General features: G+C 44.8%; 14 protein-coding genes. 3 read left to right on the plus strand and 11 right to left on the minus strand.

The window, feature by feature from the left end; genetic code table 11:
- Positions 1 to 87 precede the first annotated feature (87 nt).
- The 7 genes from ACBR23_RS26925 to ACBR23_RS26955 form a co-directional block, all read right to left on the minus strand.
- The gene (locus ACBR23_RS26925; protein WP_371119840.1) at positions 88 to 390 is read right to left on the minus strand and encodes a hypothetical protein; all 303 of its coding nucleotides are present in this window, start codon (positions 388 to 390) and stop codon (positions 88 to 90) included.
- Between the two features lie 176 nt (positions 391 to 566).
- Entirely contained in the window at positions 567 to 1,265 is a 699-nt protein-coding gene (gene cas5, locus ACBR23_RS26930) for a type I-MYXAN CRISPR-associated protein Cas5/Cmx5/DevS (RefSeq protein WP_340523589.1), read from the minus strand.
- Positions 1,266 to 1,274: 9 nt separating this feature from the next.
- Positions 1,275 to 2,156 carry a type I-B CRISPR-associated protein Cas7/Cst2/DevR gene (cas7i, locus tag ACBR23_RS26935; RefSeq protein ID WP_371119839.1) on the minus strand — a complete coding sequence of 294 codons (882 nt, stop codon included), beginning with the start codon at positions 2,154 to 2,156 and terminating at the stop codon, positions 1,275 to 1,277.
- 33 nt (positions 2,157 to 2,189) lie between these two features.
- Entirely contained in the window at positions 2,190 to 3,878 is a 1,689-nt protein-coding gene (gene cmx8 / locus ACBR23_RS26940) for a type I-MYXAN CRISPR-associated protein Cmx8 (protein WP_371119838.1), read from the minus strand.
- A complete protein-coding gene (gene cas3, locus ACBR23_RS26945) occupies positions 3,871 to 6,195 on the minus strand; it encodes a CRISPR-associated helicase Cas3' (RefSeq protein WP_371117677.1) in 2,325 nt (774 codons plus the stop codon). The genes cmx8 and cas3 overlap by 8 nt, the downstream gene beginning before the upstream one ends.
- Entirely contained in the window at positions 6,188 to 6,856 is a 669-nt protein-coding gene (gene cas6, locus ACBR23_RS26950) for a type I-MYXAN CRISPR-associated protein Cas6/Cmx6 (RefSeq protein WP_371119837.1), read from the minus strand. The genes cas3 and cas6 overlap by 8 nt, the downstream gene beginning before the upstream one ends.
- Before the next feature lie 2 nt (positions 6,857 to 6,858).
- Positions 6,859 to 7,842, minus strand: a complete 984-nt coding sequence (locus ACBR23_RS26955; protein ID WP_371119836.1) for a helix-turn-helix transcriptional regulator — start codon at positions 7,840 to 7,842, stop codon at positions 6,859 to 6,861.
- A gap of 377 nt (positions 7,843 to 8,219) precedes the next feature.
- Here ACBR23_RS26955 and ACBR23_RS26960 point away from each other — a divergent pair, with 377 nt between their 5' ends.
- Positions 8,220 to 8,558, plus strand: coding sequence for a DOPA 4,5-dioxygenase family protein (locus tag ACBR23_RS26960; protein ID WP_371119835.1), 339 nt, complete (start codon positions 8,220 to 8,222; stop codon positions 8,556 to 8,558).
- A gap of 19 nt (positions 8,559 to 8,577) precedes the next feature.
- Here the strand turns inward: ACBR23_RS26960 and ACBR23_RS26965 are convergent, their stop codons facing one another.
- Complete coding sequence (locus ACBR23_RS26965) at positions 8,578 to 9,576, minus strand: alpha/beta hydrolase family protein (protein ID WP_371119834.1); 999 nt, start codon at positions 9,574 to 9,576, stop codon at positions 8,578 to 8,580.
- Between the two features lie 71 nt (positions 9,577 to 9,647).
- Complete coding sequence (locus tag ACBR23_RS26970; protein WP_371117682.1) at positions 9,648 to 10,607, minus strand: M48 family metallopeptidase; 960 nt, start codon at positions 10,605 to 10,607, stop codon at positions 9,648 to 9,650.
- Positions 10,608 to 10,827: 220 nt separating this feature from the next.
- On the opposite strand from ACBR23_RS26970, the gene ACBR23_RS26975 reads away from it, so the two are divergent.
- Positions 10,828 to 11,379 (plus strand): acireductone dioxygenase, encoded by a 552-nt coding sequence (locus tag ACBR23_RS26975; RefSeq protein ID WP_371117681.1) that lies wholly within the window; start codon positions 10,828 to 10,830, stop codon positions 11,377 to 11,379.
- Between the two features lie 256 nt (positions 11,380 to 11,635).
- Here the strand turns inward: ACBR23_RS26975 and ACBR23_RS26980 are convergent, their stop codons facing one another.
- Both ACBR23_RS26980 and ACBR23_RS26985 read right to left on the minus strand, forming a co-directional pair.
- The gene (locus tag ACBR23_RS26980) at positions 11,636 to 13,249 is read right to left on the minus strand and encodes an NAD(P)/FAD-dependent oxidoreductase (RefSeq protein ID WP_371119833.1); all 1,614 of its coding nucleotides are present in this window, start codon (positions 13,247 to 13,249) and stop codon (positions 11,636 to 11,638) included.
- Positions 13,250 to 13,446: 197 nt separating this feature from the next.
- A complete protein-coding gene (locus ACBR23_RS26985; RefSeq protein WP_341740129.1) occupies positions 13,447 to 14,052 on the minus strand; it encodes a pentapeptide repeat-containing protein in 606 nt (201 codons plus the stop codon).
- Between the two features lie 106 nt (positions 14,053 to 14,158).
- On the opposite strand from ACBR23_RS26985, the gene purL reads away from it, so the two are divergent.
- Positions 14,159 to 15,671: phosphoribosylformylglycinamidine synthase subunit PurL (purL, locus tag ACBR23_RS26990; RefSeq protein WP_371125713.1), on the plus strand; the 1,513-nt coding region annotated here is incomplete at its 3' end.

Below are 15,671 nucleotides of genomic sequence, written 5' to 3' on the forward strand. Positions count from 1 at the left end.
CGATTGAAATAGTCACTTCATTGGATTCCATAATAGAGGATACCTAACTGTATACACTCTATTATGTGTACATTCCGGTAAGTTTGTCTATATATGGGTAGATTTTATCTGACAGTTCCCAACCCCATCGCGGGTGCGAAGGGCATCTAGGCGGCCGCGCAACCCCAATTCTTCACTTTCGAGGTACAATTCTTCCCACTCTTCATCCTCCTGTTTTTCCAGTTCTGCGTGCAGTCGGCGGCCAGCGAATACTGCCGCATCTTGGGTGTGGAGTTCTTCTACTTCTTCGAGGTAGAAAAGGCGGGGACAGTAGGCAAAAGCATGGAGGGCACAAACACGAATGGTGCTTTGTTTTGGGGGTAAAAAAGAGTCAATTTCAAGTGCTTGCATAGTGAAATCTGGCTAGAGTAATTTTTTTTCACCTGATGCTTGTTCAGGCTGAAATTACTCTAGCTATTTACCCCGGCAAAAAAGCTTCCGCTTACCTGGAAGTTTTGGGAAATTTGATAGTAGGTAAGGTGTCACGGAATTGCATAGGCAATCCGATCGCTCGTAAAAGCCTCCGATTAATCTGGTTTCTTTGGTGTCCAAATCCAAGCATTCAAGGGTGGATAAATTGAGGGTTCCGAAATTGGCGCAAATAGATGGCTGGTTGTTTTGCTGTTATCAAGGCGATCGATACCAACGGTTAAACGTTGCGATCGCTTGCGTGGTTCTGAGTCAACTTCCATTTTTTCATACCAGTGGGTTAGCAGTGGGCTATCCATAACATCAATGCGATCGAACAGGAAGTTATTATCACCAGCAAAGGGCAAACCGTAGCGGCGATCGTTTAATTCGCCCCGCAATCCCTGACGGATGCGTTCAAATAGTCCTTCAAATTCACGAATACCGATGATAATATCCAGTCCAACAATTAACTCTCGCCGCACAGGAACTATCCAATATTTTGCTCCATGAGTTTTTTCTTTAAGTTCCTTACCAGAAGAGCCAACAGGATAACTATGAAGTTGTTGATAAAGCGTAGAAATCTCACTTTCTGAACCATCAACTGCTCCAATTGCTAATTCTAAATGTGGAATATCTTGACGGATTTGAGTTGTTACTCGCTCCAACCCAGTTCGCATTTCAATTCCCGCCAGATTTAAGACTAAGCCTAATGCAGCAGAAGGGGGCATTACAGGCATAGTTGAGCGATAAACTCCCGCCTGAAAACCACGATAGGCCGCAAAGGGCGCACGAACACGCAGCCACATACAATTCATTGGGTTTTTTTAACCTAAAAAGTCATTAGCAAGGTCAATTATCAACTTTTGGGGATTTTCGTACAGCTTTGCACCAGCATCCTGTAGGTGTTTTCTTTGTTCTGCTTTCATATTACGAATAATCTCGCCACCAATCCAAAATTCCTCAGCAGGTAGGTCTTCAGAATGCAGCCGAGATAATTCGTTAAAGTTTCCATTTTCATCAAATCCGTATGTATTAAAACCCGCGACAAGGCAAGGAGTTAGACGTGCAATAATGCTTTTAGGAGCCATTTCGTAATAACTGCGTGCGTGTCCACCAGCAACATTAGAAAGCTCACCAATTGCTTTTAGTAAGGGCTTCACCCATTCAGGCTTTTCTTTACAGTCATTGTAAGCAAGAGCAAAAGGATATTGATAAGCAGTGTGGGAAATTTCCCGGTGCAAAAGTGCTGACTTAGCGGAATTTTTCCAAGGGCTAGAGCCGGCATTCATGGGAGATTGATGGAAAGTGGCATCAAAGCGATAAGGAGTCACTGCCACAGCCATATTCATTCGCAAAATGCTATCTCTTTTTGGAAGCATCCCTTTATTTTTCTTGATGGCATCATTATCAGCAACCATGAAGCCAAATAGAAAATCATCAGCAAACTTGCTGGCATTCGGAAATTCTTTAAATTCAACTGCAAGCTGATCTTGGTCATGTACACGCTTACGATTAGAGGGTAATCCTGCCTCAATCAACATTTCCCGTAAAGCATTACGCATGGATTCAGGACTAATGACTGTATGTTCTTTTGCTCCCTTGGCAATCTTCTGAAGAACAGTACGGTTTTCTTCGCTTTCGCCACGATAGTTAGAACTTGGAGCCGCATAGGTAAGAACGGTGGCAAATAAATTTTTTTTAGGCATAAATTCAGTTTTTCCTTGAAGTTACATTGACAGTTAGCTGTTGGCAGATAGAGCAAGTAAAGTTATAGTCCGAACCTCGTCAGTTTTTTCGTATAAATCTTGGGTGAGTTGCACGAAATGTTCCTCTTTTATGTACTGAGGAACCGAGCAAATGGTACACGCAAAATAGTTAATGAATTCACTTGTTTCGGTACGGCTTCGGATATCAAGAAAAGCAGATTTAGCGATTTTGGCTTTCTTTTCATTGAATTCTTGATAATCTCGAAGTTTATCTAATTTTTCTCTGCCCTCCTTAGTTTTTCGTAAAGTAGTCCACTCCGATTTCCACTCAAGACCATGCTTAGTATTGAGTTTGCGAGTGACATAGGTCCGCACGAGTCGCAGAATTAGCTTTTGACGGCTGTATTCTGGCAAGTCTGATTCTTCAGGTATTTCCAATGTTTCTTCAGTCATATCTCCTACCTCATATTTGAATGATTCGCGTGAGTCGTGACGGAAATAATCATTTTCCATCGTTTGCTCGTAGGGAATGGTACACAGGAGCGAATCAAATCCTGTATACCAAGGTTTTCTGCTGACATGATTAAGCAATCTTTGTCTGCGAAAAATTGCACTCCATAGACTTTCTCGAATTTCACGATACTTATCTATCCATTCTTGTTCAGGTGGATCGAGTCGTGTTGTACCGAGAATTCTGACGTTATTTCCCTGTTTGTCGGCATGAATAACATCGACACCTAAAACTATGTCGCCAATTCCCGTTTCAAGTCGCGAAACACGATCGCGCAACCGACGAATTACATCCAATGCGCCCTCAACTGCCAAATCAACAACTGCTTCTCGTGGGCGATAACCTGTGACTTCGTTACCTCGCCCTTGGAGTAGTTGAGGAAACTCATCACAGAAAGTCTTTAGTTGGGAAATATCGGGAATGGCGATCGCATAACCCACAAATTCGCGATTCCCTTCGTTGTCAATAACAGCAGGCACATAGATTGAAGCAGCAAATACCCAAAAATGCAGTAGGAATTGATATCTAGCTCGATCTTTGAATGGGACATTTTCCGGGTTGCTTGCCTGGGCTCCTAAATAGTAGGTACTTGGTAGATTAACTGTAAACTCAGCAGGTTGCAACAGTTCCTTCCAAATTTTGTCGGCATCTTCGGTATAGTTGCCGTTTGCTCTTGATTCGTAGGGTGTGCGAGTGGTGGCAACACCTCGTAAAGTTCTCCAAAGCATATCCCGCCAAAGTTTGATCCATCTACCGCGATCGCCTTCAGGATCGGCATCAGCGATAAATGCCCCTTTTGGCACAACGCTCTGATAAATATAGACCTTTTTCTTGATCGGATTCCCCTTTTTATCAACCTCATTCTTTTCCTCTTCTCTCAAGTACGGAATTACTTCTTTTGTTCGAGAATTTTTGAGGACTTGCGCTCTTTCTTGTTCTTCCCAACTTGCTGCATAAACTTCATTGAGTAGTGCTTGTAAACCTAACTGATTAATTCGTAAAGTTGCTCCGCAATCGCTCAAATTATCATCAATCTCGCAAATAGCAGAACCATCTTGTTTCCAGTGTTCAAAACGATGTAACCATCGTACCATTAAAACTAATCCTGCTAAACCCGATCGATGCTGAGAAGAAGACAACTCAGCCAGTGTATAATCGAGCGTCAGTGTATCTGTTTCTAATACGGCTTGTTTAGCTCCTTTTTTAGCCAAGATCCACCTCCTCTAATGGTTTGGTTTGAAATCCCGATCGCTCGTCGTAATGTCCTTCCCACTCAGCAACCCTTAAATACCTTGGTAGCCAACTTGGGCGATCGCCTGTGGCCCATTTCTCAGGTACATTAATTTTGTATCCGTCATAGGGTTTACGGGCTTTGAACAGTGCTTCCACCTCATCCAGATCGCGATCTAGAATACAAGGAACAGCATAGTCATCCGTATCTCTAAAGCTACCCATTCTAGCAAAGTAGCCACTTGTAAAGAAAGCGGGAAGTGTATCTGCATTGCGTTCTTCCCTGGCGTATCTTTCCATTGCATCAGCTAGTCTTTTTTGACTAATATCACCATCACCTAAATCGTTAATAAACTTTCTAGCAGCCTCTAATTCTTCACGATTATATGGCAAAGCCTTCGGAGGCTCATAAATATGCAGTGCACCACGAAAATTGGCTTCTCTAACTAAATGACGGTTAGCCCGTCCAAAGCGCTGAACTAGGGAAGGAATGGGAGCAAATTCGGTAATTAAAACATCAGCATCAAGATCGAGAGACATTTCACAAACTTGCGTAGTTACAGCGATAGCTTGTTTCCGTTGTCCATGTTTTTGGAACGCAAATGCCTCCACCGTTTCTGTATGAACTTTCTGTCGATCGGTTAATCGAAACCGGCTATGATATGTCAAAACTTCTACCTTCAGTTTATCCTTTAGCTTTTGTGAGATTGCCAGACAGCGATCGACTGTATTCACAACCCACAAAATTCGCTCACCCTGGTTATAAGCCTGTTTAGCTTTGGTCAAAGCACTGGTAAAGTTATCTACAGGTTCAAGTCGATAACGGGGATGATTTTCTTTCTCTTCAAGGTCTTTCAAGTTTTCGCGATCGCTGGCAGTTGGGTATACTTTTAATCCAGCTTCCACTAACTCATTTTTTCGACAAGTTGGTAATGTTGCTGTCATACACAAAACCGGTAGATCGAAATGTTTGATAAATGCAATTAAGCTATCAAACATTTTGCGATCGAAACTGTGGATTTCATCAATAATTAGCACGCTATCCGCTAAAGCAGGTAACAAGCAAATCCCACCATAATTATGTTCCATGAAACCCAGAAATTGATCCACCGTTGCGCTAAAATACCGTCGCGACCAAAAGCCTAATGAAAATAGACGCTCTTCAGTGGTGAAGTCTTTTTCTTTCATTGAGTCGGGTGGATTTTCTGCGATCGCTTCCAGTTCATAACGCGCTGTTCCTGTCACCAGTGCTGCATCGGCTTCTGGTGCCCAACTCACGTAATCTTTAAAGCCTTCCGTTGCTGTTCCCCGCGTGGGATAAAGGAAAATTACTTTTCCTACTTTATGGTGTTTAACCTGTTCTTCTGCCCATTTCCAAGCAGCAAGAGTTTTCCCAGATCCGCAAGCTGCTAATAGTAACACCCGCGTTCCTTTCTGGGCGATAAGCTCTTGAAATTCATCCCATTTAAAATCCCCCTTAGCTTTTCTTATTTGCTCAATTCTTTGATTAATTATTTTCTCATTTATCTGGTCACTAACAAGCGCTTCACTATGTACAACTTCTTCAATCCATTCCTCAATTTCCTTCCCTTCTCGCACCAATCCTGAAGCCGCCGCATCAGAAACAATTAACCCAGCTTTAACAGCCAAAAGAAGGCTCCTTCGCTCATCGTTTAGATTGCGTTTCAACTGTTTAGCAGCTTTCATGCCATCTTCCCATGCTTTACCCCAGATAGTATCTTGGGAGAAGGTAGCGATCGCGATTTCCGGTGGATGATCCAGAGAAGCAATTCGCGCAATTTCTTGTAAGGTGACTTTTATCTCATCATGTAGTAGGTAAAGCTTAACTGGTTTGTTGCGAGTGCCTTTGGATGGGGCAGCCCATTGTCGATCGCCTGTTTCCGCAGCCTTCAAATGATGGGACAAAACCGCCGCTGTAATTACTTCTACATCTAAAGATGAGTTTTTTTGTAACCAAGAACGGACTTGCTTTAAATGCAATACCAATGCGCTGATATGTTCGTGTCTGAAAGTTTGAGTGCATCCCTCAGATACAGCTTTGTAAAATTCCTCATTTGCCTTACCAATGTCATGTAACAAGGCTGCTACTCGCAAATTTAACAAAAATTGTTCTTGTGCTTCAGTGCCTTGAATCTTGAAGAATCTACACCAATTTTGTCCCCACCTGCCATCGAGCCGGAAGATTTGTAAAGCACATTTGGCCGTATCTTCTAGGTGTTCTTTAAGAGTAATAGGCGGCTTGCTTTTTGCCAATAAATGCTCAGGCAGATTAGACATTATCAAATCTCCAGGCACGGGGCAAAGCGTTGAAAATTCCACAACCCATACGATGTTTGCCACCCAATCCTAAAGCCTGCAATTTAATAGAATCATACTCATTGAGTTCCGTTACTTCCAAACTAAAACCCACTACTGAAAACGTTTTAACTTTAATGGCCTTCCGACTAAGTTCTCCTTCTTCATTCAGCGGAATTGTCAGATTACCTTGAATTTGTAAATCATCCAGTTGCCGTTTGGCTGCTACCAAAAAAGTATCAGGTTCTTGAAATCCCTTAATAATCACAATGCGCGATCGCAATCTCGGTGCAGGTTGCAATACAAAAATTTGCGGAATTCCGAGCCGAATTGAGTGCTTACCAATGGTTAATTGCTTGCCAGCTAAGGGATACACCAACGGCACTTTGTCCCCCGGTAGGCGGATTTTCAATTGAGAGCGATCGCTTAAATGAATCACCCCCTGCTTATCAGGAATTCCCTGAAGGGTTTGAATACTCACGCCTGCTAAATTGTGAAGTTCCTTTTGACAGTGTGCGATCGCAGAATATAGTGCGTATCCATGATCTGCTGGTAAAGTTTGACCGATGACGCTAAAACACAACTCTACATAAGGCAAACTATTATCTTGTTGTTGCTCGCGATCGCATTCAGTGACTACCATAACTAGATGACTCCTGAAATATTATAATTGTTACTCATCCCTTCCACCTCGTCGCGCACCAACTGCACCAACTCCGGCGGACTTTTCACCCTCGCCCCTTTCCCATACCCCAACACCCACCGCTTGATCTCATTAAGTCCCCCCACTGTCATCTTCAATGTCACCGCCCCATCGGGATGTTGTTCAATTTCCTGGGTTGAATGCCATCGCCTCTCCCAGATATAGGGTGCTGTGGGCGGATCGAACCAAATGACTACCTCCACCGGTTTACCATCTCCTACCTCAGCTTGAAAAATCCGATCCAGATGTTCTTGAGCATTAAATGTGCGATCGCGCATAAATTTAGTATTAAGAATTTCTAAGCTTTGAATGCGATCGACTCGAAACCACCTAATAGCTTGGCGTTTTTGACAAAATCCAATTACATAAGGGTTGGTTCCTCGGTAAATATGCAGCAAATAAGGGTCTAGCACTCGTTCAGATTTAGCATTCCGACTTGCTGTGAAATAACACATCCGAACTTGGTGAGATGTCCTACAAGCTTCTAATAATTGATTCCAGATTTCCGGGTTAAGATAGTTTTCTACCCCATTTCTAAAAACTATCCGTTCATCGGCAATTCTTTGGAGATCGATCCAAGTTTGTTCTGGCAATCTTTCACTCAATCGCTCGATGGCCGATCGCAATTCTTTGGTATAAGTTGAACCTGAGTAAGCTTGCAACATTCTCGCTCCCAATGTCAGAGCAAATAATTCGCCTTGACTTAGAGAAATACTCGGCAAGCGCCAATCTGGATCGGTATAGTGAAACCCTTTTTGCCGATTGAACTTCAACGGGGCGCTGAACCGATCCCGCAAAAAAGCCAAGTCATTACGGACTGTCCTTTCACTAACTTCTAAGGCTTCAGCAATTGTTACTGCTGTTTGCCGCGGGGCTGTCCGCAATAGCTGGTCAATTTGCAACAACCTTTCTAAAACACGAGACATAAACCTAATTTTCGCTGGGTTATCCTGATATTAAATAGTCAAGTCGGCAAAAAACTTTCCGCCTTCACAAAAAATTGACAGGATATTCCATGTCTATCTGGTACTGATACCAATTTTAAAAAAGAATGCAACAGTAGTCTTGTCCCTCCCCTTTATAAGGGGGGGTTAGGGGGGGTCAAAGATTGTTGCACGATTTTAGAGAAATGGTATAACAATCTGGCGACACCAGTAAGGTGCGTCACCATCCCTCAATCAGCAAGTTCTATCCTGGGAGCTGGGGACGACGAACCTTACCAATTAACTAAATTAAGACTGTACTTGATGAGCTTGGAATATACTGTATAAAATTTTACCTTAATTTTAACTCACTGAAAACAATGAACGAAGACACCATGGAAATAGTAGGTTTTCACGCACATATTTACTTCGACACTGATAGTCGCGATGTGGCTGCACGTCTACGTGAAGGATTAACTCGGTTTGAGGTGCAGCTTGGGCGGTGGCATGACAAACCCATTGGCCCCCACCCCCAAGCAATGTATCAAGTTGCTTTTTTACCAGCCCAGTTTGGCCAAGTCGTTCCTTGGTTAATGATCCATCGCGAAGGGCTAAATATTCTTGTCCATCCCGAAACAGGCGACGATGTGGCCGATCACACCATACATTCTTTGTGGTTGGGTGAAAAACTAGAGTTGAATGTCGAATTCCTGCGATAAGCGGAGCCTGGTTCCGTAATCAGGACAATGCCGATATCAGGGACATCGAATTCCTAAAGATGGACTGTTGTGAGTAAATATAATCATAGGCAGCTCGATCTTCAAGCATATTAGCCCGCAAAAATAGGGCGCTCCAAGTGGCGATCGTTTCAATCCCAACGGCTCGATCTAGTGTAGGAGTATGGGGATCTGGATTCGCACCGGCGGGGTTATTAACATTGGTAATGGCGAAGTGATTGGCACCCCTAACAGTAACCAAAGCTTTGGGGGGTGTTTCAATCCGATCGAAGGTGCTTTGAGCTCTTTCTGGAAGGGCGACCCCATCGATATCGCCTTGAATCAAGGCGACGGCAATGCCATCATTAGGAATGGCGATAAATTCATTAGTAATTGGATTGCGCAAGTTGGCTCCAAAAAATGCACCTGCTAAGAGTTCTTTGGGGCGGGTAAATGGCTCTCGACACAAAAGTAATTCTGTCAAACATTTGTCAGCGATCGTGGATAAGCCCACCGCGCCACCAAAAGAATGACCCAATAAACCCAGGCGCTGTGTATCGACAACAGACGTAATTGGAGAGGTGGGATTGGTGTTTTCGATCGCCATTTGAGACAAAACGGCGGCAATTTGGGAAGTTTCTGATGCTAATTTAGGGGGTGAAGTGGGATTGAAGGGGGAAGGGCGAAAATGGTTGGGAACGACTACCACAAAGCCATACCGTGCGACGCGGCTAGCGTAATCTGAGTAAAACGATTTATCGATCAGGGCTCCTTGCAATAAAAGTACGATCGGGAAAGAGTAATTGCCGGATTGCAAATCTGATGCTTTGGGATAGTAAATATCTGCTAAATTGTTATTAGCAGATATCGTGGTGGTGTAGCGCGAGGCTTCGTTAAATTGGGGCGAATATTCGAGGTTGGTGGCTGAGGTTTTGTCACCAATGGCAGCAGCAAGTGCAGTAATTGCAGAGATGATGGCTCTGGGTTTTACTGATAAAAAACGAGAGTTGATATTCAGCATTAATTTTGGTTTGAGAGGGTCTAAATAGGCGATCGGGTAAAGCTTTATTCCGTACCACTAATGCTTCCACTTCAGCGAGATTTACGCCGCTCTATCTCCCGCTGCAACTCCTCAATCTGACGCCGCAGAGCCTCGGCTTCACTGTTCGGTGTTTGAGATTTCACGTCAACAGCACCCTCAGATACCGCCCGCTTGTAGTTCCCCAACTTGATTTGGCGATATTCCTCGGAACTTGCCCAATCTCGCAAATAGCGCAGACGTTCCACCGGAAACGGGTGACTGAGCATGGTGCCAGAGCCGCCATTGTAGAGTAAAAATTTATACACTTGGTTGAGGTTGTCGCGATCGAGTTCTTGATAATTATCAGACTGACGGATAAATTCTTGCAAACTACATTCGCTAGCATATTTGCTACTAACTCCCGCCAGTTTCATCATTGTTTTCATCACACTATTCAAATCATCTGTGACTAACAATGCAGCCCTGTCTGCCGATAATTCCGCCTTGCGCCGCCACTCATAAAAAGCATAAATTAAACCGCTACTGACCATATTTCCCAAGCCGAAAGTCATCTCCCCTATTGTCGAAGCAACGCTCATTGCCCACATCGCCATTTGATTTAAAGTGGGATGACCGCATTTAATGTGTCCCAACTCATGAGCCAATACCACCTTAATTTCTGCCTCATCCAATAAATCTAAAAGACCTGTATTTAATACTACATAGGGCTGGTTTTTTCCCAGGGCATAGCTATTGACTGAGGGATTTTGAGAAACAAACAAACCGGGTTCTGGAAAAACATCTAAATCCTGCAAACATTCCCGAAAAATGTGATATATGCTGGCATATTGGCGCGGCCCGACTTGAATGCTATTTCCCATGAGGTAAACAAATTGGGGTCGTTCGTAGACAAACTCTACAAATTTGCTAGCAATTAAGTCAAATCCAGGTACGCTGCGTAACGCTTCCTCAGCTTGGCGATCGAGGGGGTGCTGAAAAGCTTCGCTAGAAATTCCAGTATAAGTAGGCATAGTTGTTGCAAAAGTTACATCTAAAGCATCAGTGTTTTGCAGATAGCTGCGGTTGCTAGCAGGCATCTGACTTATTAATCTTATCGCGACAAATGGGGAACTATTCTAGAACAGGCCGGAGAGGCCTGTTCAAATTTAAGTTAAAATATGATTCTCATACAAGTGCGATCGACAAACATCTTTCGATGTGTCTGTTAATCAAAAATTAAAACCTAAAAAAATGGCTATCCTGCGACTCGAAGACGGTACAACCTACACTCAACTGAGCGATATTACCCGCGAACTCGCTCCCTTAAAAATTCAACTCAACAGTTGGCCCGTGGGAGACAACCCAGAAATTCGGGAATTGCTAGCCAAAGATGCTCTAGACGACAATCAAAAAGAACAAGTGCTGCAAGCTTTAGACGGCTACTTTGAACAACTGAAAGAAACCGCAGGCTATCAGTCGCGAGACTTGATTGTGCTGCACCCAGAGATTCCCAACCTCGACACTCTGCTTTCTAAATTCGACAAGTGCCACATTCACGCTGACGATGAAGTGCGCTATATCGTAGCAGGAGAGGGAATTTTCGGTTTTGTGCGTCCCGACGGTAGCCAAGTGGAAGTGACTGTGCAGCCTGAAGAATTTATCAACGTGCCGGCGAATACAGAACACTGGTTTTATTTGACTGCAACACGGAAAGTTAAAGCTGTGCGATATTTTACCACTACGACTGGTTGGACACCGGAATATACGGATACGGAAATTCGATCGCGCTTAGCTACTGTTTGAACAGAGTTGGTTGATGAGGAGACTCAAGCGTGCCCATAGGTGTCAACTTAAGCCTGAAACCCTTGGTATCTCTCGCTTTTACCTAAGTCTAGATCCCCCTAAATCCCCCTTAAGAAGGGGGACGAAAGAGAATATTCCTGTTCCCCCCTTATTAAGGGGGGCTAGGGGGGATCTTGGCCTAATCGTCAAACAACAGTCTCTGACAGGGTTTGAGCTTAAGTTGACACGAAGAATGGCACGGTGCCGTGTCCCTACTTCATAAACCTGAAATACGCAAAATACTCAAAGCAACCGCCTCAGCAACCTTAATTCCATCAATCCCCGCGGACAAAATTCCACCTGCATATCCCGCACCTTCCCCAGCCGGATAAAGGCCTTCAGTATTCAAACTCTGATAATCTTCCTTGCGCTTAATCCGAATCGGCGAAGAAGTGCGGGTTTCTACTCCAGTCAAGACAGCATCATTCATCGCAAATCCTTTAATTTGTTTGTCAAAAGCTGGAAGTGCTTCGCGGATAGCGGCGATCGCATAATCTGGTAAACTTGCACTCAAATCAGTCAAATGAACTCCCGGCGTATAAGAAGGGTGAACAGCGCCTAACACTGTGGAAGGTCGATTCGCCAAAAAATCCCCCACAAGCTGTCCTGGGGCATTGTAAGTGCCACCTCCTAACTCAAATGCCCGCTCTTCTAGGCGACGTTGAAACTCAATTCCCGCCAAAGGATGACCGGGATAATCTTCCGGTGTAATCCCCACTACAATCCCACTATTGGCATTACGTTCATTGCGGGAATATTGACTCATCCCATTAGTGACAAGTCGCCCTGGTTCCGAGGCTGCGGCTACTACCAATCCACCGGGACACATACAGAAGCTATAGACTGAACGACCATTTTGGCAATGGTGAACCAGTTTGTAGTCGGCGGCACCCAAAAGTTTATGGCCGGCGCGATCGCCAAAACGACAGCGATCGATAATAGTTTGGGGATGCTCCACCCGAAAACCAATGGAAAATGGTTTTGCTTCGATGTAAACCCCACGGGAAAACAACATTTCAAAAGTATCGCGGGCGCTGTGTCCCACGGCCAGAACTATATAATTACTAGCAATATATTCTCCATTTGCAAGGGTAAGTCCCTGGACTTTGCCATTTTCGATGTGAATATCTGTCACACGAGTTTGAAACCGGATTTCACCGCCTAAAGATTCTATTTTGGCACGGATATTTTGGACAATTCCCACCAGTTTAAAAGTACCGATATGGGGTTTATTGATGTATAAAATTTCTGGTGAAGCTCCCGCATTCACAAGTTCTGTCAACACCTTGCGTCCATAATGTTGGGGATCTTTAACTTGGCTGTAGAGTTTGCCATCGGAAAAAGTACCCGCGCCTCCTTCCCCAAACTGGGCGTTAGATTCTGGGTTGAATTCGGTTTTTTTCTTCCAAAATCCAAAGGTATCAACGGTGCGATCGCGCACTGCTTTACCACGTTCTAACAGGATAGGGCGAAACCCCATTTGTGCTAGCATCAGCCCTGCAAACATCCCGCAAGGCCCTGTACCAATGACAATGGGGCGAATCGTCAAATTTTTGGGAGCTTGGGCTACATAGCGATAACTCATGTCTGGCGTTACCATCACATGAGGGTCTTTTTTGAGGCGCTCCAAAATTTGTGTTTCCTGTGTCGTTTCCACATCGACAATATAGACAAGCAGGATTTCTGGTTTTTTACGAGCATCGTAGCTGCGTTTGAAGATGGAATAGCCGAGCAATTCTTCGGGGGGAATTTGCAGCTTTTTGAGAATGCTGTCGGCGATCGCATTTACTGGATGATCGAGGGGGAGTTTTATTTCAGTTATTCTTAACATATAGTGGCAGGAAGAAGGAATAATTCACCCCCCCCTAGCCCCCCCCAAGGGGGGAAATTCAGGAAGAAGGAATAAGGAACAAGCAAACAGGAAGAAGGAATATTTCACCACCTCAAGGGATGGGATTAACTACTTGGAGCTTCGGTGTGGTCATGACCAAATCTAGCAGCTTAACCCAAATTTCGCATCCTTCTGCTTTACCAAGAGCAGCCTCGCGCATCAGAAAAATCAGCATTAAGCATGGCATAATGGTCAAATATAGCATCAGTTACATCCGCCTTTCTAAACGAAGTCACCGACAACTTTTCTATCTCTTCAACAGCAATAAAAAAACCGATCGCAGTTAAGCCAAGGATCACTCCAGAAACCAAAACTAACACAATTCCCCTAATCGCATCCCCCCCAAAAAAAGTTACAATACCACTAGCGCCGATCGCAGCAGCAGCCCCAGCCACCGCCCCAGCCACAATACCAGCCTCAGCCCTAGTCGCAGCAATCGCAGTCGCCGCCACCGCCGCCACCGCCGCCGCCCCCGCATCCGCACCCCGAATCAATCCCATCAAAGCCCCCGCCAGCGTCACCGTCACCGCAGTCACCCCAGCCCTAGCAATCAAAGTTCTCACCCGTCTGCGGCTTTGTCCCATTCTGGCACCCTGAAAATTTGCCCCCCTCAACATCGCCCCAGTGAAATTGCAGCCTCGAATATCCGAACCACTGAAATTAGCCCCTGACAAATCCATGCCTTTAAAAGAGCGATTTCGTAAATTTTGGTGAGAAAAATTGAGATTTCCAGGTTCAATCATAGAAATTATATATTTAATATTTTTGATTTTAGATGAGAAAATTGAGATTTGAGAATAACAAACCAAAGCCATTTAAAATAAATCCTGTGGTTTATATCGAAATTCCATGTCTGTCATCTCCGAATCTCCATTTTCCCCCGAAGAAATAGCCTCCGAAGGCATTAAGCCCGAAGAATACGAAGACATTGTACGGCGTCTCAACCGCCACCCCAACAAAGCAGAATTGGGAATGTTCGGCGTCATGTGGAGCGAACACTGCTGTTACAAAAACTCGCGGCCGCTATTAAAACAGTTTCCCACAGAAGGCGATCGCATCCTCGTCGGGCCCGGAGAAAATGCCGGCGTTGTAGACTTAGGAAACGGACTGCAATTAGCCTTCAAAATCGAATCCCACAATCACCCATCAGCAGTCGAACCATTCCAAGGTGCCGCCACAGGAGTCGGAGGAATTCTCCGCGATATTTTCACAATGGGTGCACGCCCCATCGCCCTTTTAAATTCCCTGCGTTTTGGCAACCTAGAGGATACCAAAACTCAGAGGTTATTCAAAGGAGTAGTATCAGGAATTTCCCATTACGGAAATTGCATCGGCGTACCCACAGTAGGTGGCGAAGTTTACTTCGATGCCGCCTATTCCGGCAACCCATTAGTTAACGTCATGGCCTTGGGTTTAATGGAAACCCAAGAAATAGTTAAATCCGGTGCATCGGGAATCGGAAATCCCGTGCTTTATGTCGGTTCGACTACCGGGCGAGATGGCATGGGCGGTGCCAGTTTTGCCAGTGCAGAATTGACCGACAAATCCATGGACGATCGCCCCGCCGTGCAAGTAGGAGATCCGTTCTTAGAAAAATCCTTAATTGAAGCTTGTTTAGCAGCCTTCAAAACCGGTGCAGTCGTCGCCGCCCAAGACATGGGTGCAGCCGGAATTACTTGTTCCACATCAGAAATGGCCGCCAAAGGTGGAGTGGGAATTGAATTCGATCTAGACAAAGTTCCCGTTAGAGAAAGTGGCATGGTTCCCTACGAATACCTGCTTTCTGAATCCCAGGAACGGATGTTATTTGTGGCCGAAAAGGGACGGGAACAGGAATTAATCGATATTTTTCACCGCTGGGGATTGCACGCCGTCGTTGCGGGTACAGTCATTGAAGAGCCGATCGTCCGCATTCTATTTAAAGGCGAGATTGCAGCAGAAATAACCGCAACTGCGTTAGCAGATAATACGCCAATTTATCACCGACAATTGTTGACAGAACCGCCAGAATATGCTATAAAAGCTTGGGAATGGACGGCGGATTCCTTGCCAGAATGTACGCTGGCCGGCATTGAAATAGATGGAAATTTGCAAAATTGGAATCAGATTTTGCTCAAACTTTTAGATACTCCCACTATCGCTTCTAAACGCTGGGTTTATCGTCAATACGACCATCAAGTGCAAAATAATACTGTTATTTTGCCCGGTGGTGCTGATGCTGCGGTTGTCAGATTGCGGCCGCTGGAACCCTGTCAAGAAAAACCCCCCCAACCCCCCCTTAGTAAGGGGGGGCTTCAAGAGGAAGAACCTGCCCTTACTAAGGGGCAAGAAGAACCCCCCCAACCCCCCCTTAGTAAGGGGG

It is taken from the genome of Microcoleus sp. (genome assembly GCF_041354475.1).
Taxonomy (GTDB): Bacteria; Cyanobacteriota; Cyanobacteriia; order Cyanobacteriales; family Microcoleaceae; genus Microcoleus.

Excerpts from the sequence above, each read along its gene's own strand:
- ACBR23_RS26980 (WP_371119833.1), bottom strand. The coding sequence starts at position 13,249 with ATGTTAAGAATAACTGAAATAAAACTCCCCCTCGATCATCCAGTAAAT.
- cas5 (WP_340523589.1), bottom strand. The coding sequence starts at position 1,265 with ATGAATTGTATGTGGCTGCGTGTTCGTGCGCCCTTTGCGGCCTATCGT.
- ACBR23_RS26965 (WP_371119834.1), bottom strand. The coding sequence starts at position 9,576 with ATGCTGAATATCAACTCTCGTTTTTTATCAGTAAAACCCAGAGCCATC.
- ACBR23_RS26960 (WP_371119835.1), top strand. The coding sequence starts at position 8,220 with ATGAACGAAGACACCATGGAAATAGTAGGTTTTCACGCACATATTTAC.
- cas7i (WP_371119839.1), bottom strand. The coding sequence starts at position 2,156 with ATGCCTAAAAAAAATTTATTTGCCACCGTTCTTACCTATGCGGCTCCA.
- ACBR23_RS26925 (WP_371119840.1), bottom strand. The coding sequence starts at position 390 with ATGCAAGCACTTGAAATTGACTCTTTTTTACCCCCAAAACAAAGCACC.
- ACBR23_RS26975 (WP_371117681.1), top strand. The coding sequence starts at position 10,828 with ATGGCTATCCTGCGACTCGAAGACGGTACAACCTACACTCAACTGAGC.
- ACBR23_RS26985 (WP_341740129.1), bottom strand. The coding sequence starts at position 14,052 with ATGATTGAACCTGGAAATCTCAATTTTTCTCACCAAAATTTACGAAAT.
- cas6 (WP_371119837.1), bottom strand. The coding sequence starts at position 6,856 with ATGGTAGTCACTGAATGCGATCGCGAGCAACAACAAGATAATAGTTTG.
- ACBR23_RS26970 (WP_371117682.1), bottom strand. The coding sequence starts at position 10,607 with ATGCCTACTTATACTGGAATTTCTAGCGAAGCTTTTCAGCACCCCCTC.
- cas3 (WP_371117677.1), bottom strand. The coding sequence starts at position 6,195 with ATGTCTAATCTGCCTGAGCATTTATTGGCAAAAAGCAAGCCGCCTATT.
- ACBR23_RS26955 (WP_371119836.1), bottom strand. The coding sequence starts at position 7,842 with ATGTCTCGTGTTTTAGAAAGGTTGTTGCAAATTGACCAGCTATTGCGG.